18 protein-coding genes are annotated in these 20,290 nt (G+C 60.5%); 3 read left to right on the forward strand and 15 right to left on the reverse strand.

The annotated features are described in order from the left end of the window. Positions 1-8: 8 nt before the first annotated feature. The 10 genes from sthA to R3175_RS11245 all read right to left on the reverse strand — a co-directional run bounded on the left by sthA (position 9) and on the right by R3175_RS11245 (position 10,529). Entirely contained in the window at positions 9-1,400 is a 1,392-nt protein-coding gene (sthA, locus tag R3175_RS11200) for a Si-specific NAD(P)(+) transhydrogenase (RefSeq protein ID WP_318944361.1), read from the reverse strand. A 132-nt stretch (positions 1,401-1,532) separates the two neighbouring features. Beyond that, positions 1,533-1,775: a (Na+)-NQR maturation NqrM gene (nqrM, locus tag R3175_RS11205; RefSeq protein ID WP_318944362.1), complete on the reverse strand. Its 243-nt coding sequence runs from the start codon at positions 1,773-1,775 to the stop codon at positions 1,533-1,535. Between the two features lie 21 nt (positions 1,776-1,796). Next, complete coding sequence (locus R3175_RS11210) at positions 1,797-2,834, reverse strand: FAD:protein FMN transferase (protein WP_318944363.1); 1,038 nt, start codon at positions 2,832-2,834, stop codon at positions 1,797-1,799. Between the two features lie 21 nt (positions 2,835-2,855). Continuing rightward, on the reverse strand, positions 2,856-4,082 hold the full coding sequence (nqrF, locus tag R3175_RS11215; RefSeq protein ID WP_318944364.1) for an NADH:ubiquinone reductase (Na(+)-transporting) subunit F: 1,227 nt from the start codon (positions 4,080-4,082) through the stop codon (positions 2,856-2,858). Positions 4,083-4,119: 37 nt separating this feature from the next. Next, positions 4,120-4,728 carry an NADH:ubiquinone reductase (Na(+)-transporting) subunit E gene (gene nqrE, locus R3175_RS11220; protein WP_318944365.1) on the reverse strand — a complete coding sequence of 203 codons (609 nt, stop codon included), beginning with the start codon at positions 4,726-4,728 and terminating at the stop codon, positions 4,120-4,122. Beyond that, positions 4,728-5,393, reverse strand: coding sequence for an NADH:ubiquinone reductase (Na(+)-transporting) subunit D (locus tag R3175_RS11225; protein ID WP_318944366.1), 666 nt, complete (start codon positions 5,391-5,393; stop codon positions 4,728-4,730). The genes nqrE and R3175_RS11225 overlap by 1 nt, the downstream gene beginning before the upstream one ends. 2 nt (positions 5,394-5,395) lie before the next feature. Next, entirely contained in the window at positions 5,396-6,202 is an 807-nt protein-coding gene (locus R3175_RS11230) for a Na(+)-translocating NADH-quinone reductase subunit C (protein ID WP_318944367.1), read from the reverse strand. Next, a complete protein-coding gene (locus R3175_RS11235) occupies positions 6,195-7,400 on the reverse strand; it encodes an NADH:ubiquinone reductase (Na(+)-transporting) subunit B (RefSeq protein WP_318944368.1) in 1,206 nt (401 codons plus the stop codon). Before R3175_RS11235 ends, R3175_RS11230 begins: the two co-directional genes overlap by 8 nt. A 6-nt stretch (positions 7,401-7,406) precedes the next feature. After that, on the reverse strand, positions 7,407-8,756 hold the full coding sequence (locus R3175_RS11240) for a Na(+)-translocating NADH-quinone reductase subunit A (RefSeq protein ID WP_318944369.1): 1,350 nt from the start codon (positions 8,754-8,756) through the stop codon (positions 7,407-7,409). Between the two features lie 366 nt (positions 8,757-9,122). Continuing rightward, a complete protein-coding gene (locus tag R3175_RS11245) occupies positions 9,123-10,529 on the reverse strand; it encodes a glyceraldehyde-3-phosphate dehydrogenase (RefSeq protein WP_413231765.1) in 1,407 nt (468 codons plus the stop codon). Between the two features lie 368 nt (positions 10,530-10,897). Between R3175_RS11245 and mfd the strand changes: the two genes are divergently transcribed. Both mfd and R3175_RS11255 read left to right on the forward strand, forming a co-directional pair. Beyond that, positions 10,898-14,413 (forward strand): transcription-repair coupling factor, encoded by a 3,516-nt coding sequence (gene mfd / locus R3175_RS11250; protein ID WP_318944371.1) that lies wholly within the window; start codon positions 10,898-10,900, stop codon positions 14,411-14,413. Between the two features lie 53 nt (positions 14,414-14,466). Further along, positions 14,467-15,210 (forward strand): CsiV family protein, encoded by a 744-nt coding sequence (locus R3175_RS11255; RefSeq protein WP_318944372.1) that lies wholly within the window; start codon positions 14,467-14,469, stop codon positions 15,208-15,210. Positions 15,211-15,231: 21 nt separating this feature from the next. Here the strand turns inward: R3175_RS11255 and R3175_RS11260 are convergent, their stop codons facing one another. The 5 genes from R3175_RS11260 to R3175_RS11280 all read right to left on the reverse strand — a co-directional run bounded on the left by R3175_RS11260 (position 15,232) and on the right by R3175_RS11280 (position 19,430). Then, on the reverse strand, positions 15,232-16,017 hold the full coding sequence (locus tag R3175_RS11260; protein ID WP_318944373.1) for an S-methyl-5'-thioinosine phosphorylase: 786 nt from the start codon (positions 16,015-16,017) through the stop codon (positions 15,232-15,234). Further along, positions 16,014-17,183, reverse strand: a complete 1,170-nt coding sequence (locus R3175_RS11265; RefSeq protein ID WP_318944374.1) for a mechanosensitive ion channel family protein — start codon at positions 17,181-17,183, stop codon at positions 16,014-16,016. The genes R3175_RS11260 and R3175_RS11265 overlap by 4 nt, the downstream gene beginning before the upstream one ends. Before the next feature lie 71 nt (positions 17,184-17,254). Further along, entirely contained in the window at positions 17,255-17,719 is a 465-nt protein-coding gene (locus R3175_RS11270) for a L,D-transpeptidase (protein ID WP_318944417.1), read from the reverse strand. A 91-nt stretch (positions 17,720-17,810) separates the two neighbouring features. After that, positions 17,811-18,482: a TetR/AcrR family transcriptional regulator gene (locus R3175_RS11275; protein WP_318944375.1), complete on the reverse strand. Its 672-nt coding sequence runs from the start codon at positions 18,480-18,482 to the stop codon at positions 17,811-17,813. Between the two features lie 60 nt (positions 18,483-18,542). Continuing rightward, the gene (locus tag R3175_RS11280; RefSeq protein WP_318944376.1) at positions 18,543-19,430 is read right to left on the reverse strand and encodes a hypothetical protein; all 888 of its coding nucleotides are present in this window, start codon (positions 19,428-19,430) and stop codon (positions 18,543-18,545) included. Positions 19,431-19,648: 218 nt separating this feature from the next. Here R3175_RS11280 and R3175_RS11285 point away from each other — a divergent pair, with 218 nt between their 5' ends. After that, on the forward strand, positions 19,649-20,263 hold the full coding sequence (locus tag R3175_RS11285; RefSeq protein WP_318944377.1) for a riboflavin synthase subunit alpha: 615 nt from the start codon (positions 19,649-19,651) through the stop codon (positions 20,261-20,263). Positions 20,264-20,290 lie beyond the last annotated feature (27 nt).

The following is a 20,290-nucleotide window of genomic DNA, read 5'->3' on the forward strand; positions in this document are numbered from 1 at the left end:
TCCTCCGGTTAGAATATCCGGTTCAGGCCGTTCAACGCAGCCACCCGGTAGGCCTCGGCCATGGTCGGGTAGTTGAAGGTGGTGTTGATGAAGTAATTGAGCGAATTGGCTTCGCCAGGCTGATTCATGATTGCCTGGCCGATGTGGACGATCTCGGCCGCCTGGTCGCCAAAACAGTGGATACCGAGAATTTCACGGGTTTCCCGGTGGAACAGGATTTTCAGCATGCCCACCGCTTCACCGGTAATCTGCGCACGGGCCAGGTCCTTGAAGAAGGCCTGTCCCACTTCGTAAGGCACCTTCGCCTCGGTCAGCTCCCGCTCGGTCTTGCCGACCGAGCTGATCTCCGGAATGGTGTAGATACCGGTGGGCACATCAGACACAAAGCGGAAGTACTCGTCGTGGACGATGTCGGACGCTGCGGAACGGCCTTGGTCGTAGGCCGCACTGGCCAGGCTCGGCCAGCCGATGACATCGCCGGCGGCGTAGATATGCGGCACCTCGGTGCGGTAGTGCTCATCCACCGACAGCTGGCCACGACTGTTGGGTTCCAGGCCCACATTCTCCAGGCCAAGGCGGTCGGTATTACCGGTGCGCCCGTTGCACCAGAGGAAGGCGTCGGCCCGGATCTTCTTGCCGGACTGCAGCGACAGCACCACACCGTGATCATCACCTTCAACGGACTCATACTGCTCATTGTGACGCACCAGCACGCCATTGTTGCGCAGGTGGTAGCTCAGGGCATCCGAGATCTCGTCATCGAGGAAGGTCAGCAGGCGGCTCCCCGGGTTGATCAGATCCACCTTAACGCCAAGGCCGGCAAAGATGGAGGCATACTCCGATCCAATCACCCCGGCGCCATAGATGATCAGGGTGCGCGGGGTGTGGGAGAGGTTGAGGATGGTGTCGCTGTTGTAGATACGGTTGTGGCGGAAGTTCACGTCGGGCGGCAGGTAGGGCCGTGAGCCTGTGGCAATCACCACCGTCTCGGCGTGCAGGATTTCCGCAGTCTGGCTGCCCCGGACCTCGATTCGGTTGGGGTCGAGAAAATAAGCCTGGCCGTTGATCAGATCGATGCGGTTGCGAGCATAGAACTGGGTCCGCAGCTTGACCTGCTTGCCAATCACCTTTTGGGCATTCTGCAATACCCGCGGGAATGAGAACCAACGCGGTTCCCCGATATCCCGGAACATCTGGTTGGTATTGAAGGTGATGATCTGCTTGACGGAATGGCGCAGGGCCTTGGACGGGATGGTCCCCCAATGGGTGCAGTTACCGCCCACCGTGGGCTTGTCCTCGATAATCGCAACCCGCTTGCCATTTTTCGTCGCATTCATCGCCGCGCCTTCTCCAGAAGGCCCCGCACCGATCACGACGACGTCGTAATGATGTTCTGCCATGCGCGCAGTAACTCCTTATCCACGTCGTATTTGGAAGTTGTGTTGGCTACTTTTATTGCTTTTCTGATAAGCGATTGCTGCTCGACGATCGCCCATACAGCTGGTCCAGCTGCGAAGTCTGATTCGGCATTGCTACTCTGGCTTGCTGGCATCGTACGCCAGGGCGTCGGCGGTCTTCCCTTCTTGGGCCAGACGTTCGTTTTCTTCCTTGCACTTCCTGGTGTTGCCGCCACAGATCTCACAGGCCCCGTCGATGCCCAGCGCACCAATACCGCCGCAGGTACCGCTGATCGGCTTGCGCCCCATGATGACGCCAATGGACATCGCGGCCAGCAGAATGCCTACGATAAGAAAAACCAGTAGAAAGGTACCCATTGTCCTGTCCTCTCAACCCCCTCATTCCACCAGGTAGGAGGAAAATGCCGGGGTATAGTGTGATTCAAACCCGTTATCGCCCCGCACGATAAAATAGGCGGGAATATTCTCGCGGATGGCCAGATCTCGCGCTTTCTCATAACCCATGACATTGAAAGCGGTGGCCATCCCATCTGCCAGCATACAGTTTTCTGCGATCACCGTCACAGACGCCAGGTTGTGGCCAATAGGCTTGCCGGTCAGGGGGTCAATGGTATGGGAATAACGCTGCCCCTGGGATTCGTAGTAGTTACGATAGTCGCCTGAGGTGGCCATGCCATGACGCTCCAGCGCCACCACGCGGTTGATCACACCGCGTTCAGCCACCGGCTCTTCAATGGCCAGCCGCCAGGCATCACCGTTCGGTTTACGCCCACTGGCCCGGACTTCGCCGCCAATCTCCACCAGAAACGCCGTCACACCCTGCTCCGACAGATACCGCGCCACCGCATCCACGCCGTAACCTTTGGCGATGGCCGACAGGTCCAGGTACTGGGGCCGGCGGGTGCGGACGGCCGGCGGGTCCTGCCGCAGCTCGATGTTCTGGTACCCGGTGGCGGCCAGGCGTTGCGCCAGTACGCGGTCGTCCGGGACGGTCTCCGGCCTGGCCTCCGGGCCAAACCCCCACAGGTTCACGATCGGCCCGACGGTAATGTCAAAGGCCCCCCCACTGAGTTCGGACACCGCTTGCGAGGCTGACAACACCTGGAGCAGACCGGGAGAAATCCCAAACCAGTCCGCCTGACTCGGTGCCCTGTTGAAGCGGGAAAGCTCGGAATCGTCGCGCCAGGTGGACATGGACGCATCCACCTCTTCCAGCACGGCAGTGATACCCTGCCCCAGATTCTCCAGACGCGCCTGATCATCCGTCAATACGACATTGATATGATAACGGGTGCCAAAAACTGGGCCGGAAAGCTCCCAGACTTTGAGCTCCTCCTGAAACGAGCAACCCGCCAGGGCCGCGAGTGCCAGCGTCAGAACAACGCTGGCAAACACACCCCTGACGGGTCGGATCATGCGGGATGTCATGAAGCCTGTTTAACCCCCGAAGTCATCCAGCATGATGTTCTCGTCCTCAACACCCAGATCCTTCAGCATCTTGATGACGGACGCGTTCATGATGGGGGGCCCACACATGTAGTACTCACAGTCCTCAGGCGCCGGATGGTCCTTCAGGTAGTTCTCGTACAGTACGTTGTGGATGAATCCGGTGTAACCGGTCCAGTTGTCCTCAGGCAGCGCATCGGACAGGGCCACATGCCATTCGAAATTGTCGTGCTCCTCGGCCAGGCTGTCGAAGTCTTCCACGTAGAACATCTCGCGGACACTGCGGGCGCCGTACCAGAAGGAGATCTTCCGCTGGGAGTGCAGACGCTTGAGCTGGTCGAAGATGTGCGAGCGCATCGGCGCCATGCCGGCACCACCCCCGATGAAGACCATCTCGGCGTCGGTGTCCTTGGCGAAGAACTCGCCGAACGGCCCCATCACCGTCACCTTGTCACCCGGCTTCAGGTTGAAGACGTAGCTGGACATGATGCCCGGCGGATGATCGGTGCCAGGAGGCGGCGTCGCGATCCGGATGTTGAACTTGAGCACACCCTTCTCTTCCGGGTAGTTCGCCATCGAGTAGGCGCGAATGGTCTCTTCCTTGTTGATCGCCTTGTAGCGCCAGATGTCGTGCTTGTCCCAGTCCTCGTGGAACTCCTCCTCAATGTCGAAATCCTTGAAGTCGATTTCGTAGGGAGGGCACTCCAGCTGGACGTAGCCACCGGCACGGAAGTCCACTTCCTCACCTTCCGGCAGCTTCAGCACCAGTTCCTTGATGAAGGTTGCGACGTTATGGTTGGAAATGACTTCGCACTCCCACTTCTTGACGCCGAAAAACTCTTCGGGAACCTCGATCTTCATGTTCTGCTTGACCGGCACCTGACAGGACAGACGCCAGCCTTCGCGCTCTTCACGGTTGGTGAAGTGGGTCTTTTCGGTAGGCAGCATGGCACCGCCACCTTCCAGCACCTTGCACTTACACTGGGCGCAGGTACCACCACCGCCGCAGGCGGAGGACAGGAAGATACCGTTGCCCGCCAGAGTACCCAACAGCTTGCCACCGGCCTCGGTGGTGAGCGTGTGCTCTGGGTCGTCATTGATTTCGATAGTCACATCACCGGTGCTGACCAGCTTCGAGCGTGCCGCCAGGATGATCGCCACAAGCGACAGCACGATAACGGTGAACATGACCACGCCGAGAATAATTTCTGTATTCATGGTCTCGCCTTTTCGTTAATTCGAATCACCGGTTGGATTACAGTGAAATACCTGAAAACGACATGAAGCCCAGGGACATCAGACCCACCGTGATGAAGGTGATGCCCAGGCCACGGAGACCTTCCGGCACGTCGCTGTACTTGAGCTTCTCACGGATACCGGCCAGCGCGACAATTGCCAGCGCCCAACCCAGGCCCGCACCGAAGCCATACACCACACTCTCTCCAAAGGTGTAGTCCCGCTCAACCATGAACAGGGAGGCCCCCATGATGGCGCAGTTTACGGTGATCAGCGGCAGGAAGACCCCCAGCGCCGAATACAGGGCCGGTATGTACTTGTCCAGTACCATCTCCATGATCTGGACCATCGCGGCGATCACGCCGATGTAGGTCAGCAGACCCAGGAAACTCAGGTCGATGTTCGGCAGCCCCGCCCACGACAACGCACCTTCACGCAGGATGTTGTTGTAGATCAGGTTGTTTACCGGCACGGTCAGGGTCAGCACCACCACCACGGCGATACCCAGGCCAACAGCCGCTTCGATCTTCTTGGAGATGGCCAGGAAGGTACACATCCCCAGGAAGAACGCCAGAGCCATGTTCTCAACGAAAACGGCCTTCAGAATCAGACTGATATAATGTTCCATCAGAAGGCCTCCTTGGCTTTGTGGCGAGACATCTTGTACTCAGGCTCCTCCACCTGCTCCGGCTTCCAGGCGCGCAGGCCCCAGATCGCCAGGCCGATGATGAAGAACGCACTTGGCGGGAGCAGCAGCAGACCGTTCGGAATGTACCAGCCCCCCTCGTTCACTACCGGCAACAGCGTCATTCCGAACAGGGACCCGGCGCCCAGCAGCTCACGGAAGAACGCCACGAACAGCAGCAGCACCGAGTACCCCAGACCGTTACCGATACCGTCGAGGAAGCTCAGCCAGGGGCCGTTCTTCATCGCAAAGCCTTCGGCGCGGCCCATGACGATGCAGTTGGTGATGATCAAGCCGACGAACACCGACAGCTGCTTGCTGATTTCATAGGCATAGGCCTTGAGCACCTGGTCGACCACAATAACCAGGGACGCAATGATGGTCATCTGCACAATGATCCGGATGCTGTTCGGGATCTGGGTGCGGACCAGGGATACCGCCAGGTTAGCGAAGGCGGTGACGGCAATCACCGAAATACACATGACAATGGTCACGTTCATGCTGGTGGTCACCGCCAGCGCTGAACAGATCCCCAGGATCTGCAGTGCAATCGGGTTGTTGCTAAAAATCGGTTCGAGCAGAACCTGCTTGGCTGAAGCGTCTGCCATGATCAGACCTCCCCTTGACGCAGTTTTTGCAGGAACGTGGCATAGCCGTTGTCGCCCATCCAGTAGTTGAGCAGCTGCTCAACACCGCGGCTGGTCAGTGTAGCACCGGACAGGGCATCAACCTTGTGTTCCTTGTTTTGATCGTTGGGATCAACACCACCCTTGACGAGACGAATCTGCGGCTGGGTCATGTCGCTGGCGTCGTATACGGATTTGCCAACCCACTGCTGCTTCCAGCGGGGGTTATCCACCTCGCCACCGAGGCCCGGGGTCTCCGCATGGGCATAGAATCCCAGGCCTTCGATGGTGTTGGCGTCCCCCTCGAGGGACACGAAGCCGTAGAGGGTCGACCACAGACCGTAGCCGTGCACCGGCAGCACCACCCGCTTAAGCTCGCCGTCTTCACTCAGGGTGAAGATCTTGGCGATGTTCGGACGACGCTTGATGCCCGCCGGGTCTTCGGAGGACGGCAGGGCTTCGGACATGGCCGGATCGGAGGCCGCCTTGTACATGTCGTACTTCATGGCGTCTTCGACTCCAACGGTCTCGGGATCGACATACTCACCGGTGTCCAGGTCGAGCAGACGTACGTCGAAGCGCTGGAACAGCTCTTCGATCTCATCGGGGCTGGCACCCTGCTCCAGCATACCAGCCGCAGCCAGGATGTTGGACTTGATGTCCAGGTTCTGGTTCGTCACCTGGGCCGGTTTGAGCATAACCGCGGCGGTGGAGACCACCACGGAGCAGACGATACACAGCGCCAGAGCAACAATCAGGGTTCTGGAGACGGTTTCCTTGGCTTTAGACACGGGCAAGCCTCCGTTTGATGTTGGCCTGAACCACGTAGTGGTCCATCAGCGGTGCGAACAGATTGGCGAACAGGATCGCCAGCATAATGCCTTCCGGGAACGCCGGGTTGATGACGCGAATCAGCACGGTCATCACACCTACCAGGATGCCGAATACCCAGCGACCGGTGTTGGTCATCGCGGCAGAGACCGGATCCGTGGCCATGAACATCATGCCGAAGGCGAAACCACCAATTACCAGGTGCCAGTGGGCCGGCACATCGAACATCGGGTTGGTGTCGGAACCGATCACGTTCAACAGCAGGGTCATGGCGATCATGCCGATCATCACCCCACCGACGATGCGGTAGGAGGCGATTTTCATCACCAGCAGAATCAAACCGCCGATCAGGATGGCCAGGGTGGAGGTCTCGCCCACCGAGCCCTGAATGGTTCCAATGAAGGCGTTCATCCAGCCAATGTTCTGCTCCAGCGCCTCGAGACCGCCACTGGCGGCCCAGCTCAGGGCCGTGGCACCGCTGAACCCGTCCACCGCGGTCCAGACGGTATCGCCGGAAATCTGCGCCGGATAGGCGAAATACAGGAAGGCACGGCCGGTCAGGGCCGGGTTGAGGAAGTTCTTGCCGGTACCGCCGAACACTTCCTTGCCGATCACCACACCGAAGGTGATGCCCAGGGCCACCTGCCACAAGGGCAGATCCGGCGGACAGATCAGGGCAAAGAGGACGGAGGTCACGAAGAACCCTTCGTTGACTTCGTGACGGCGCACGGTGGCGAACAGCACCTCCCAGAAAGCACCCACCGCGAAGGTGACGAAGTAGATGGGCACGAAGTAGGCCATGCCGTAGACGAAGTTGTCCCAGATGTTGCCGGGATCGTTACCCGCCAGCGCCTGGATAAAGGCGGTGCGCAGGCCGCCGTCGCCCATCAGGGCATCCGGGTTGGTTGCGAGAAAGCTGTTGGCCTGGAACCCAATGTTCCACATGCCAAAGAACATGGCCGGGAAGGTACACAGCCACACGGTGATCATGATCCGCTTCAGGTCAACACCATCGCGAACGTGAGCCGTGGTGGAAGTTACATAGCCAGGTGTATAGAAGATGGTGTCGACAGCTTCGTAAAGCGCGTACCAGCGCTCGTACTTGCCGCCCTTTTCAAAGTGATGCTCGATGCCATCGAGAAACGTACGGATACTCATATCGTATTAGCCCTCGATCTCGATTCGGGTCAGGTTCTCGCGGAGAATCGGACCGTATTCGTATTTACCCGGGCACACAAAGGTACACAGAGCCAGATCTTCTTCGTCCAGTTCCAGCACGCCGAGCTTCTGGGCGGACTCGGTATCGCCGACAATGATCGAGCGCAACAGCTGGGTAGGCAGGATGTCCAGCGGCATCACCTCTTCATAATTGCCGACCGGCACCATCGCCCGCTCACTGCCATTGGTGGTGGTGGTGAAGTCGAACTTCTTGCCACCGAACAGCCTGGACAGGTAGATGTTGAGCGTGGAGAACTTGTTGGTACCCGGCGACAGCCAGCCCATGAACTCCCGCTTGGTGCCCTCTTCCAGTACCGACACCTGGTTGGCAAAGCGGCCCAGGTAGGCACAGGGACCCGAGCCACGACGGCCGCCCCAGACGGAACCGGAGATCAGACGAACCTCATCGCAATCCGTCGCCACCTCACCCTCGGTCAGTTCGGTCAGGCTAGCGCCGATACGGGTACGCACCAGGCGCGGCTTGAGCGCTTTGGGCCCGCCGATGGCCACCACACGCTCCACCGGCAGCTCGCCGGTTTCGAACAGCTTGGCGATGTCGATGACGTCCTGATAGCCGATGGTCCAGACGGTCTTGTGAGCGCTGACCGGATCCAGGTAGTGGATGTGGGTACCAACATTGCCGGCCGGATGCACACCATCAAACTGCTGCACTTCGACCTTGTCGGACCTGGGAACGGACACGTCGGAGCCGGGCTTGCCAGTAACGAAGACCTTGCCATTGGTGAGCTTGGCCAGCAGGCTCAGGCCTTTCTCGAAGGCGGCACTGTTCTCACCAATGATCACGGTGGGATCGGCGGCCAGCGGGTTGGTGTCCATCACCGACACGAAGATGGAATTGGGGGTAGAGTCGATCTCGGGTACTTTGCTGTAGGGGCGGGTCCGGAACGCAGTCCACAGACCGGATTCCACCAGGTTGTCGACAACCTGTTGACGCTCCAGGCCGGCAATGTCGGCCTCGGAATAACGCGCGAAGGTTTCAGCCTCATCACCATCGATCTCGATGACAATCGACTGGAATACGCGGCGCTCTCCCCGGTTAACTTCTTTCACCACACCAGCAGCGGGTGACGTATAACGCACGCCCTCGGTCTTCTTGTCCGTAAACAGCAGCGACCCGCGCTTGACGCGGTCTCCCTCTTTGACAGCCATCGTCGGCTTCATGCCGTTATAGTCAAAGCCGATCAAAGCCACGTGGCGAACGGGCTTGCCATCGGTAATGGTCTGTTCGGGAGCGCCACTGATGGGAAGATCCAGGCCTTTCTTGATCTTGATCATTAGCCTCGTCCAATCATCAGAAACTTTTCGATGGATTTGCCACGCCTGACCCCTGCGGCTCAGGCTTCCCCCGTGGCTTGCGCCAGACCGGTTGAACCGAAGCAGCGGACGGACCGGTGGCATGTTGATGCCAGACCTCGTCGCCAGCAGGAAAGAAATGAAGTGATTTCTGTGTCAGACGTACCCAAAATCGCGCCAATTATAGAGACTCAGCGACCGCATTTCCACCGCAACCGCTCCGACTTTGTACCTAAAACGTAACCTGCTTAAGCACTTGCCGCCATATAAAAAAGCCCCCGACGATCAAAATCCCCGGGGGCTTTTGCTTGGACGGTTCAGCCTGTCAGATCAGGCCTCACTGTCGGTTCAGCGAGCGCGCTTGGGAAACACCGGGTAGGTGACACCCGCCATCTGGTTGACCACACGGATCACCTGGGCGCTGTAGCCAAACTCATTGTCGTACCAGACGTACAGGATCAGACGCTTGCCATTGGCAATGGTGGCTTGCGCGTCGACCACCCCGGCGTGACGGGATCCCACGAAATCGGTGGATACCACTTCCGGAGAGTTGACGAAGTCGATCTGCTTCTGCAGCTCGGAGTGCAGCGCCATTTCCCGCAGGTAATCGTTGGCGCTCTCGACGGTAACGTCCTTCTGCAGGTTGAGGTTGAGGATCGCCATGGACACGTTCGGGGTCGGAACCCGGATGGCATTGCCGCTCAGCTTGCCCTTCAGTTCCGGCAGAGCCTTGGCCACCGCCTTGGCCGCCCCCGTCTCGGTGATAACCATGTTCAGCGGCGCAGAGCGACCACGACGGCTGCCCTTGTGGTAGTTGTCGATCAGGTTCTGGTCGTTGGTGTAGGAATGCACGGTTTCGACGTGGCCGTCCTCGATGCCGAATTCATCGTGGATCGCCTTCAGCACCGGCGTGATGGCGTTGGTGGTACAGGACGCCGCAGACAGGATCTTGTCGTCGTCAGTGATCCAGTCGTTGTTGATGCCATAGACAATGTTCTTGATGTCGCCCTTGCCCGGCGCGGTCAGGATAACGCGGCTGACACCCTTGGACTTCAGGTGCAGGCCCAGACCTTCCTCATCGCGCCACTTGCCAGTGTTGTCGATGACCACCGCATTGTCGATGCCGTATTGGGTGTAGTCCACCTTGTCCGGACCATCGGAGTAGATCACCTTGATGAAGTTGCCATTGGCGATAATCGCAGAGTTCTCTTCGTCCACGGTGATGGTGCCGTTGAACGGACCGTGCACGGAATCACGACGCAGCAGGCTGGCACGCTTTTCCAGGTCGTTGTCGGCACCGCCCTGACGGACCACGATGGCGCGCAGGCGCAGGTTGTTACCGCCGCCGGCCTTCTCGATCAGGATGCGAGCCAGCAAACGACCAATCCGACCGAAGCCGTACAGGACCACGTCCTTGGTGCCGTTTTCAGCATTCTCCTGGGACTCGGCACCATACTGGCCAACAACCGGCGCAATCTCACGCTTCAGAAACTCTTCGACCGACTCGGAACCGCCCTCGGACTTGTACTTGACCGCCAGCTTGCCGATGTCGATATGCGCCTGGCCAAGCTCCAGCTTGTCCATGGCCTCGAGAATGGGCAGAGTGTCGTGCACGGACAGCTCGTATTCCTCGACCTGGCGGACAAAACGGTGGGCACGAATAATACCAATCACAGACTGATTGATGATGGCGCGACCGTAGACGGAGGTCACCACGTTGTTCTTGCGGTACAGGCGACCGATCAACGGGATCATCGCCTCAGCGGTGGATTCCCTTTCCGTCCAGTTCGACAGGTGCTGGTTAATCTGTTCGTGACTCACGCTTAGACCTCTGCAGTTAGCACTTGGCAGCTCCCGACAACATCCCCGGCCGCCATGCTGGGCGACGGGCCTGGATCAGGGGCTGATTGGAAAATGGGCGCATATTATCCAACGGTTTCGCGCCCAGCGCAAATGACCGCGCGTTTAACGTGCCGCAGGCTTTTAGGCCAGTGCCGCTCTCCAGCCACCCCCATGACCTCGTTACCGCGCCGGCGCTACCATGACAGCATTACCGGCGACCGGTAGAATAGCTCCCCTTTTCGGATCTAGAAAACAGGCCTGGCAGGAGCACCCCGTTAGCCATGACTCAAGGCGCATACCCCCAACCGACCAGCGGCCGCTTGCTGGCCCCCGAGTTCCCGGACAAACCGGCGGACCATCGCTACTGGACAGGCTTGTCCGGTAGCCGTTCCGCACTCGCCATCTGCGAGAGCGCCCGGGCACACCGGGGCCTGACCCTGGTGATCACCCGCACCACCGACGAGGCCCTGGAACTGGAACAGGGCATCCGCTTTTTCCTCGGCCTGGGCTTTGAGGAACAGCCCGCCCCGGGGCCGGACGGCCTTGAGTTGCTGGCGCTGCCGGACTGGGAAACCCTGCCCTATGATCAGTTTTCGCCCCACCAGGACATCACCTCCCGGCGAATTCGGACCCTGCACCGTCTGCCCGCCACCCGGCACGGCATCCTGGTGGTGCCGGCGCGGACCCTGATGCACCGCCTGGCGCCGGTCAATTACCTGCAGGGCAACACGCTGCTGCTGGAACTGGGCCAGACCCTGGATATCCACAGCTGGCGCCAGTCCCTCGAGGCCGCAGGCTACCGCCATACTGAAAATGTCTACGAACACGGCGACTACGCGGTCCGCGGAGCCATTCTCGACATCTACCCGATGGGCGCCACCCTGCCCTACCGCATCGACCTGTTCGATAACGAGATTGAAACCCTGCGCACCTTCGATCCCGAAACCCAGCGTTCCATCGATCGCATTGACCGCGTTGAACTGCTGCCAGCCAACGAGTTTCCCTGGCACAAGGAGGCCCGCTCGGGCTTCCGCAACCGCTGGTTCGAGCAGTTTCCCCACAGCGACAAGGACGCCCCCATCTATCAGGACATAACCCAGGGCATCACTCCACCCGGCATTGAGTACTACCTGCCGCTGTTCTTCGATGAAACCGCCACCCTGTTCGACTACCTGCCCGCGGACACCCAGGTATTTACCGCCGACCACCTGAAGGAAGCCATCGATCAGTTCCAGGACGACACCCTGGCGCGCTACGAAGACCGGCGCCACGACCGGCTGCGCCCCATATTGCCGCCCCAGGCCCTGTTCCTGCGCACCGAGGAACTGTTTGCCTCCCTCAAGGCCTATCCCCGCGTGACCCCGAGGGCCGAAACACTGCCTGACGAAGCCCGCGCCATCGCCTGCGGTGGCGAGCCCCTACCCAACATCGCCATGGACGGCCGTAGCGCTGACCCCGCTGCCCGCCTCAAGCAGTTCCTGAACGAGTTCGACGGCAGGGCGCTGATCTGCGCCGAATCGTCCGGTCGGCGCGAGGCCCTGATCGAGAGCCTGGTCGACTACGGCCTCAAGCCCAGGACCCTGGCCGACTGGCAGGGGTTCCTGGACGACGCCAGCTCGCTGGCGATCACTGTCGCACCGATCGAAGACGGCCTGGTGCTGCCCAGTCACCATCTGGCGCTGATCACCGAAGCCGCCCTGTTCGGCGAACGGGTCTTGCAGCGCCGCCGCCGAGAAAAACCCACCGAAGTGGACGATGCCGGCTATCGCGACCTCTCCGAGCTGCGCATCGGCGCCCCTGTGGTCCATATCGACCACGGTGTCGGCCGCTACCAGGGCCTCGAGACCATTCACGTCGACGGTGACGCAACCGAGTTCCTGATGCTCGAGTATGCCGGTGGCTCCAAGCTCTATGTACCCGTATCGAGTCTGCACCTGATCTCCCGCTACAGCGGCGCCGACACCGAACACGCGCCGCTGCACAAGCTCGGCACCGAACGCTGGAGCCAGGCCAAGCAGAAGGCCCTGGAGAAGATCCGCGATACCGCGGCCGAACTGCTGGACGTCTACGCCCGTCGGGAGGCCCGCCAGGGCTACATCTTTGAACACCCGGCCGAGGCCTACCGCAGCTTCGCCGCCGGCTTCCCCTTCGAGGAGACTCCCGACCAACAGGCCGCCATTGAGGCGGTCATTGAGGACATGACCAACGAACGCCCGATGGACCGGCTGGTATGCGGCGATGTGGGCTTCGGCAAGACCGAAGTGGCCATGCGGGCCGCCTTCATCGCCACCCACTCCGGCAAGCAGGTGGCGGTGCTGGTCCCCACGACCCTGCTGGCGCAGCAACATTACGAGTCGTTCAGGGACCGCTTTTCCGACACCCCGGTGAACGTGGCACTGCTCAGCCGGTTCCGCAGCGGCGCCCAGACCACCAAAACCATTGGCGACATAGAAAGCGGCAAGGTGGACATTGTCATTGGCACCCACAAACTGCTGCAGGGTGACATCCGCTTCAAGAACCTGGGGCTGGCGATCATCGACGAGGAACACCGTTTCGGCGTCCAGCAAAAGGAAAAGCTCAAATCCCTGCGGGCCGAGGTGGACATGCTCAACCTCACGGCAACCCCCATCCCGCGAACCCTGAACATGGCCATGGGTCACCTGCGGGATCTGTCCATCATCGCCACGCCGCCGGCCCGTCGGCTGTCGGTGAAGACCTTTGTGCGCCAGCGGGATGACGCCATGGTGAAGGAGGCCATCCTGCGGGAAATCCTGCGGGGCGGCCAGGTGTACTTCCTGCACAATGAAGTGAACACCATTCAGAAAGTGGCGGAAGACCTGCGCCAGCTGATCCCGGAGGCCCGGGTTGGCATCGCCCACGGCCAGATGCGGGAGCGGGAGTTGGAGCAGATCATGTCCGACTTCTACCACAAACGGTTCAATGTGCTGGTGTGCACCACCATCATCGAGACCGGCATCGACATACCCAGCGCCAACACCATCATCATCGAGCGGGCAGACAAGTTCGGCCTGGCCCAGCTGCACCAGTTGCGGGGCCGGGTGGGTCGCTCCCACCACCAGGCCTATGCGTACCTGCTCACGCCGCCCCCGAAGGCGATCACCAGCGACGCCCGCAAGCGCCTGGAGGCCATTGCCGAAGCCCAGGACCTGGGCGCCGGCTTCATGCTGGCCACCCACGACCTGGAGATCCGCGGTGCTGGCGAACTGCTGGGCGAGGAACAGAGCGGCCAGATCGAGAGCATCGGCTTCACCCTCTACATGCAACTGCTCGACGAGGCGGTCAAGGCCATCAGGGAGGGCCGGACTCCCAATGCCGAACTCCCACTGAGTCATGGTACCGAGATGAACTTGCGGATTCCGGCGCTGATTCCGGATGACTACCTGCCGGATGTGCACAACCGGCTGATGCTGTACAAGCGCATCGCCAGTGTGGATTCCAACGAGGCGTTGAAAGAACTGCAGGTTGAGATGATTGACCGTTTCGGATTACTGCCCGATCCGGCCAAGAACCTGATGCGCCAGTCGGAACTCCGACTGAAGGCCGAAGCCCTGGGCATCACCAAGATCGACGCCGGCAAGGACTGGGCCCGACTGGAATTTGGCGCCAGCACGCCGGTGGATCCGCTGACGCTGGTGCAGAAGGTGCAGCAATCGCCCGAGCGATTCCGCCTTGAAGGGGCCAATTGCTTCGCATTCCGGCTGAAGGACGCCACCACCGATGGTAAACTCACTGGCGTTTCAGACATGCTGAACCAGTTGGCACCGAAACCCGCCTAGCGCCCTTGCTTGATAAAACGCCAGGCACAACCCCCTGATTGTGGAGATCTCCAGTGCGATTGATTGCCAACCCACCTGTCCGACCACTACTGGCAGTGTTAGCCGTCCTGTTGCTGGCGCCACAGGCGCTTGCGCAGTCCAGTTCGTCGACACAGGCCAGCAATGCCTATCGGGCGGAAATCGTCCTGCTGGAACGGCTCGTAAGTCCGGAACAGGTCACCGAACGGATGGCGGGACGACACCCCAGCGTCACCGAAGACCTGCCCGCCAAACTGCTGGTCCGGGATTCCGCCGGTAACAGCCTGAGCACCTTGAACCTGGTCTCGCCCAACGAGATGCGCCTGGGTACCGCCGCCAACCGGCTGGTGAACAGCGGCCGCTTCCGGGTACTGATGACCGCTGGCTGGTATCAGTCGTTCCCGCCCAACTATGAGGGTGAAACCATGCAGGTTGCGCTCGGGGATTGGCTTGCGGAAGCCGGTCACCGGGAAATCGAAGGCACCATCACCATCGACCGGCAGCGTTTCCTGCACGTGAATGTCGCCCTGAACCACTGGCAGCCTGCCAGGCAGCCAAACACCACCTCGGCAGCGGACAACGCCGGCGAAACCCCGACGGACGGGTCGGTGGCGGCCATGGCCCGGGGCGGGGAAATCAGCGGGGAGGCGGCACGCCAGCCGGCGGCGGAACTGCTGACCTGGATTCGCGAAACCCGGCGGATGCGCAGTGAGGAAATCCACTTCCTGGACTCCCCCACCATCGGCGTGCTGGTGTTCTTCCGCAAGATTGAGGGTTAATCCGAGACTCCCCGAGCCCCCTCAGACCCTGGCGCCGAGCGCGCCAAGGTCGGTCACCGAATCGGCCAGGATACGCTTGACCCCGGACATCCCCTTGTCGATGGCCTGCTCAATCTCTTCCATGGTAATGATGTGATCGGTCTTGCCTGCCGCCCAGTTCACCACCAACGCCAAGCAGACATAATTCATCTTCAGCTCCATGGCCAACACCGCCTCGGGCATGCCCGTCATGCCGACCAGGTCACACCCATCCCGCTCCAGCCTGCGGATCTCTGCCGCGGTTTCCAGGCGAGGCCCCTGAGTGGCGGCATAAACGCCGAAATCGGAACAGGCGACACCGGCTTCCCCGGCCTTCCGGATCAGGATTTCCCGTGCCGCCGGAGTGTAGGGATCGGTGAAGTCAATGTGGGTGGTCGCCTCCAACTCCCCCTCGAAGTAGGTGCAGGCGCGCCCCCAGGTATAGTCAATCAATTGATCAGGGACCACCACTTGGGCCGGCCCCATCTCCGGGTGAATACCACCGACCGCATTGACCCCCACCACGGTTTCCACGCCGGCTTCTCGCAGGGCCCACAGATTGGCCCGGTAATTGACCTGGTGCGGCGGTATCCGGTGAGGATCGCCGTGTCGCGCCAGGAACACCACCTCCTGGCCATCCAGTTGACCAAACACCAACGGTGCCGAAGGATCGCCCCAGGGAGTCTCCACTTCCCGCTCGCCATCAATGGCAAGGCCGTTGAGTTTGGTCAGCCCGGTCCCTCCGATGATGCCAACGGGACACCGGTTTGTTGTTTGCAGTGTCGTCATGACGCTTGGCCTCCTCCGGCCTGAGGGGGCGCTGCCGCCAACGCTTCGTCCTGCCCGCCGGCGGCCAGTCGAACGGTGTCCGCCAGGTGCAGGGTGCGTGTCGGGAAGGCGACCTCGGCCCCATGTTTCTCAATAATCTGGCTGATCTTCAGCAACACATCCTGTTTGATGGCGTGATACTTCACCCATTCGGTCGTTCTGGTAAAGGCGTAGATCATGATGTCCAGTGACGACGCACTGAAGGCGAGGAAATTCACGATCATCGTCTGGTTGGTGTCGATCTCCTCATGGCTCTCCAGCATGGCCCGGATCTCCGCCACGATCGGCGCCATCTGACTGACATCGGCGTAGCGGATGCCAACCGTTTCGGAAATGCGCCGATTGCTCATTCGCGACGGATTCTCCACGGCAATCGTGGTGAACGCGGCGTTGGGGACATAGAGGGGACGCTTGTCGAAGGTACGTATGGTGGTCAGGCGCCAGCCAATCTGTTCCACGGTGCCTTCGATGTTGCGATCCGGTGAACGGATCCAGTCGCCAACCTTGAAGGGCCGGTCCAGGTGTATGATGAAGCCACCGAAGAAGTTGGCGAGCAGGTCCTTGGCGGCGAAACCGATGGCGATGCCGCCAACCCCGCCGAACGCCAGTACCCCGGAGATGCTGTAGCCCAGCGACTGCATCACAATCAGTACCGCGGTAATGATCACCACCGCGCGCAGCAGCTTGCTGATGGCGGTAACGGTGGTGTAATCCATCGGCCGGCGTACCTTGGCGGGAGACGACAGCATTATTTCGCCCTGCTTGATCACCCCCAGCAGCGTCCACACCAGCAACCAGATAAAGCCCAGACTCAACAGCGTATCGTTGGCGGTGAAGATCTCCGCCCGGGAATAGCGATAGGCCGCCTCGGCCGACCAGTAAACGCCCTGTAACCAGACAAAGCCCACGGCGGGCTTGCGAACCGCGTGCAGGAAGGCGTCGTCCCAGAGATTCCGGGTTCCCGAGAACTTGCGCTCCAGGAGCAGGATGATCTTGCTCACCAGAAACGCCACCAATCCCGTCAGCAGCACCATGGCGAACACGGCCAGGGTTATTCGCCAGGTCTCGGACAGGCCCTGCCAGCTATCCACCCAGTTGACGAGCAGTCCGGGAACGTCTTCTTCCATCACTTGCCTCTTCCTTCAGGTCAGTAGGTCAATCCAACACGAAACCGTTGCAATGAGCCCAGACTGCGGCATCAACGAATCAGCACCGGGGTACCGGCAGGCACCCGCTCAAACAAGGCCAGCAGATCGCAATTACGCATACGCACACAACCGTGGGAACGCGGCTCCCCCATGGGCTCGGAATCCGGCGTGCCGTGAATGTATATGAAGCGTCGGAAACTATCGACCCCGGGGCCGCGGTTTTTACCCCATTCACGGCCGCATAGCCAGAGTATGCGGGTCAGGATCCAATCCCGCTCCGGGCAACTCCGGGCCAATTCGGCCGAATAGAGCTCGCCAGTGGGCCGACGGGCCACAAACACCGAATTCTCTGGCTGGCCGTCGCCGATACGGGCCCTCACGTAATGCTCACCCCGGGGCGTGCAGCCGGAGTTCTGCCGTTCACCAGGGCCGTTGAGGGCGGTTGAAACGGGATAGACGACCGCTTCCCCACCCTCCGGCTCGAACAGGGTGAGGGTCTGGGTACCGATGTCGATCTCTATGTGTGGAGGGGAGGCTGCTGCCACGACTGTCGCTCTCTGTCATCCTGTTTGAGAATGCTTTCGAGCGTAACCGACAGCCGGGGAATCAGGCAACTGACGGCTTTGAGATGAGCGTCGGAATCGCCGCTTCAGCCTGCAGCCCGGCGGCAAGGAACGGCACCAGACGGGCGGCAATTTCCTGCACCGACGTTTCAACGCCCAGCTTGGTTTGCAGGATGTCCCGCAGGGCATCGCTGCTGGACATGGTGAAGGCCGTGGCTCCCAGCATGAACTGGATTCGCCAGTAACGGTCGACGGCAGACAACTGCGGCGTGGCTCCCTTCAGAAGGGCCATAAAGCGTCCAAACGTCTGACTGTACTCTTCTTCGAGGAATTCCCTCAGGTGACCCTGGGACTGGGTATAGGCCAGCCCCAGCAGGCGCATGAAGATCGAAATGCCCTTCTCATTACGCTGGGGCATGCTGACGGCGCTCTCCGTCAGGGCCCACAGGGTCTGCTCCAGGCTTGGGGGCGCACCCTCGCAGCTGGCTTCCAGATCATCGAAAGCGCTCTCCAGGGTTTCAGTGAACGGCGTCAGGAAACGGGCGAATACGGCCTGAATCAAGGCATTCTTGGAGCCAAAGTGGTAGTTGACAGCCGCCAGATTGACGCTAGCCTTACTGGTGATCATCCTCAGGGAGGTTTCGGAAAATCCCCGTTCCGCAAATAATTCCTCTGCCGCATCGAGGATGCGATCAACCGTATCAGACTGCGCCATGTGAATCCCAAGGTCCATACCAAACGTCTGTTTGAAACATACGTTTGAACCCTGGGGTTGTCAAGCTCTCGGCTCTGGCTCCGCGGCCGCCGACTCCCAACCTTCATCAATAGCGCGCTGATTGCCCTCAAAAAACGCCCTTTCCAGGCGACTGTAAGCTTTCTCGGACTCCAGCATATAGATGAGGTAGAGCCGGATATGTTCCCGCCGCGTCAAGTAACGGGGCAATAGCCGCCGTTCCGACATCTCGATCAGGCGACGAAATCTTAACGCCCTCAGCGCAGGATTGAATTCGACCATTTGCGCACATTGCCAGAGCAGGCCGGCGCTGCCCTCCAAATGCGCTATGTGTTTTCGGGCATCGCGCACCAGTCGTTGGCGCAGCAGTATCAGCTCCCAGTAGGACGGCTGGTCCGAATAGAGACGGCGAATCATGGGCACACCGCCGAGCAGTATGATCACGAAGGCACCAAACCCGGTTCCCGCTATCCAGGCGGGCACCAGTCCGGTCAGTCCGCTGAGGAACACCAGCCCCGCCAGGGTTGCGGCGAACAACCAGAGATCGCGGCGTCGACGTGCCGCTGCCACCGTGTAGTTATCCGGCCAGTCCGGCATCGCCAGTAAGTTGAAATCCAGCAGCAACACCCGGTCGCATTGTCGCAGCAACTGCCGGAGCTTCTTCAGCCGTTCTCCGGCCAACCGGCTTGGTGTTGGCGCTGCGTCCGCCGGCCCTTCAGTTTCACCCTTCTGGGCGCCCTCAACCGGTTGCCCTGGCCGGTCCGCTGGCGCCTGTTCGGCGGCCTCGGTGGCCTGAGCGCTCGCGTTCCCAGCCGATGGCTGCACCAGGGCAGGCTCAGCGCCCGCCTTCGGATCCGCCGGTCGCCCGGGGTGCAACATGGCCCCCCCTTCTGCCGCCCCAGCCTGTTGTGTACCTTTGGAATCAGCCATAGCTGCCTACCACACCGACAATTCCCATCGGCGCACCTCTCCTGATAGTCCGTTTGTTTCCGCCAGACCTTCCATTCACACAGTCGTGTGGCTTCCCTTCTTTGGCTATCGGCAGGGCATCCAGGAACTTGAGTACGTGGAACCCGGACACTTGGCAGCGGTACCCGTGACCGTTATGCTTGGCCTCGGCCACTGCGCATCTTAGAAAGAGGAACGGCATGTTTACAGGTATTGTCCAGGGTATCGCGACCATCGATCACATTGACAGCCGCCCAGGACTCAGCACGTTCAGCATCCGGTTTCCCCGGGAACATCTGCAGAATGTGGCGATTGGCGCTTCGGTGGCAATAAATGGAACCTGCCTGACCGTCACCAGTCAGCAGGACGACTGCCTCTGCTTTGACGCCATGCGGGAAACCCTGCGGCTGACCACCCTGGGGGATCTTCGTTCCGGGGATCGGGTCAACTTCGAACGGGCCGCCCGTATCGGTGATGAGATCGGCGGCCACCTGCTGTCCGGCCACATCCATACCACGGCGCGGTGTGTGGCGGTGGAGCGCCCGGAGAACAACTGCACCCTGCAGTTTGAACTGGCCGAAGAATGGCTGCGCTATATTTTTCCTAAAGGCTTCATCGCCATCAATGGCGCCAGCCTGACGGTGGGCGAAGTGACCGACAAGCGCTTCAACGTCCACCTGATTCCGGAAACACTCAGGGCCACGACTTTCTCCGATACCCGGGTCGGCGACCGGGTCAACATCGAGATCGACAGCCAGACCCAGACCATCGTTGATACGCTGGCCCGGCTTGGCTACGACCGCCCTGCCCGCTGATACGCAGTAGGTCAACGAATTAACCAG

The sequence above is a fragment of the Marinobacter sp. genome, from assembly GCF_033722735.1.
Lineage (GTDB): Bacteria > Pseudomonadota > Gammaproteobacteria > Pseudomonadales > Oleiphilaceae > Marinobacter.

What these genes read in the sequence shown, in the direction of transcription:
- sthA (WP_318944361.1), bottom strand. Translation starts at nt 1,400, where the DNA reads ATGGCAGAACATCATTACGACGTCGTCGTGATCGGTGCGGGGCCTTCT.
- nqrM (WP_318944362.1), bottom strand. Translation starts at nt 1,775, where the DNA reads ATGGGTACCTTTCTACTGGTTTTTCTTATCGTAGGCATTCTGCTGGCC.
- R3175_RS11210 (WP_318944363.1), bottom strand. Translation starts at nt 2,834, where the DNA reads ATGATCCGACCCGTCAGGGGTGTGTTTGCCAGCGTTGTTCTGACGCTG.
- nqrF (WP_318944364.1), bottom strand. Translation starts at nt 4,082, where the DNA reads ATGAATACAGAAATTATTCTCGGCGTGGTCATGTTCACCGTTATCGTG.
- nqrE (WP_318944365.1), bottom strand. Translation starts at nt 4,728, where the DNA reads ATGGAACATTATATCAGTCTGATTCTGAAGGCCGTTTTCGTTGAGAAC.
- R3175_RS11225 (WP_318944366.1), bottom strand. Translation starts at nt 5,393, where the DNA reads ATGGCAGACGCTTCAGCCAAGCAGGTTCTGCTCGAACCGATTTTTAGC.
- R3175_RS11235 (WP_318944368.1), bottom strand. Translation starts at nt 7,400, where the DNA reads ATGAGTATCCGTACGTTTCTCGATGGCATCGAGCATCACTTTGAAAAG.
- R3175_RS11240 (WP_318944369.1), bottom strand. Translation starts at nt 8,756, where the DNA reads ATGATCAAGATCAAGAAAGGCCTGGATCTTCCCATCAGTGGCGCTCCC.
- R3175_RS11245 (WP_413231765.1), bottom strand. Translation starts at nt 10,529, where the DNA reads ATGATCCCGTTGATCGGTCGCCTGTACCGCAAGAACAACGTGGTGACC.
- mfd (WP_318944371.1), top strand. Translation starts at nt 10,898, where the DNA reads ATGACTCAAGGCGCATACCCCCAACCGACCAGCGGCCGCTTGCTGGCC.
- R3175_RS11260 (WP_318944373.1), bottom strand. Translation starts at nt 16,017, where the DNA reads ATGACGACACTGCAAACAACAAACCGGTGTCCCGTTGGCATCATCGGA.
- R3175_RS11265 (WP_318944374.1), bottom strand. Translation starts at nt 17,183, where the DNA reads ATGGAAGAAGACGTTCCCGGACTGCTCGTCAACTGGGTGGATAGCTGG.
- R3175_RS11275 (WP_318944375.1), bottom strand. Translation starts at nt 18,482, where the DNA reads ATGGCGCAGTCTGATACGGTTGATCGCATCCTCGATGCGGCAGAGGAA.
- R3175_RS11280 (WP_318944376.1), bottom strand. Translation starts at nt 19,430, where the DNA reads ATGGCTGATTCCAAAGGTACACAACAGGCTGGGGCGGCAGAAGGGGGG.
- R3175_RS11285 (WP_318944377.1), top strand. Translation starts at nt 19,649, where the DNA reads ATGTTTACAGGTATTGTCCAGGGTATCGCGACCATCGATCACATTGAC.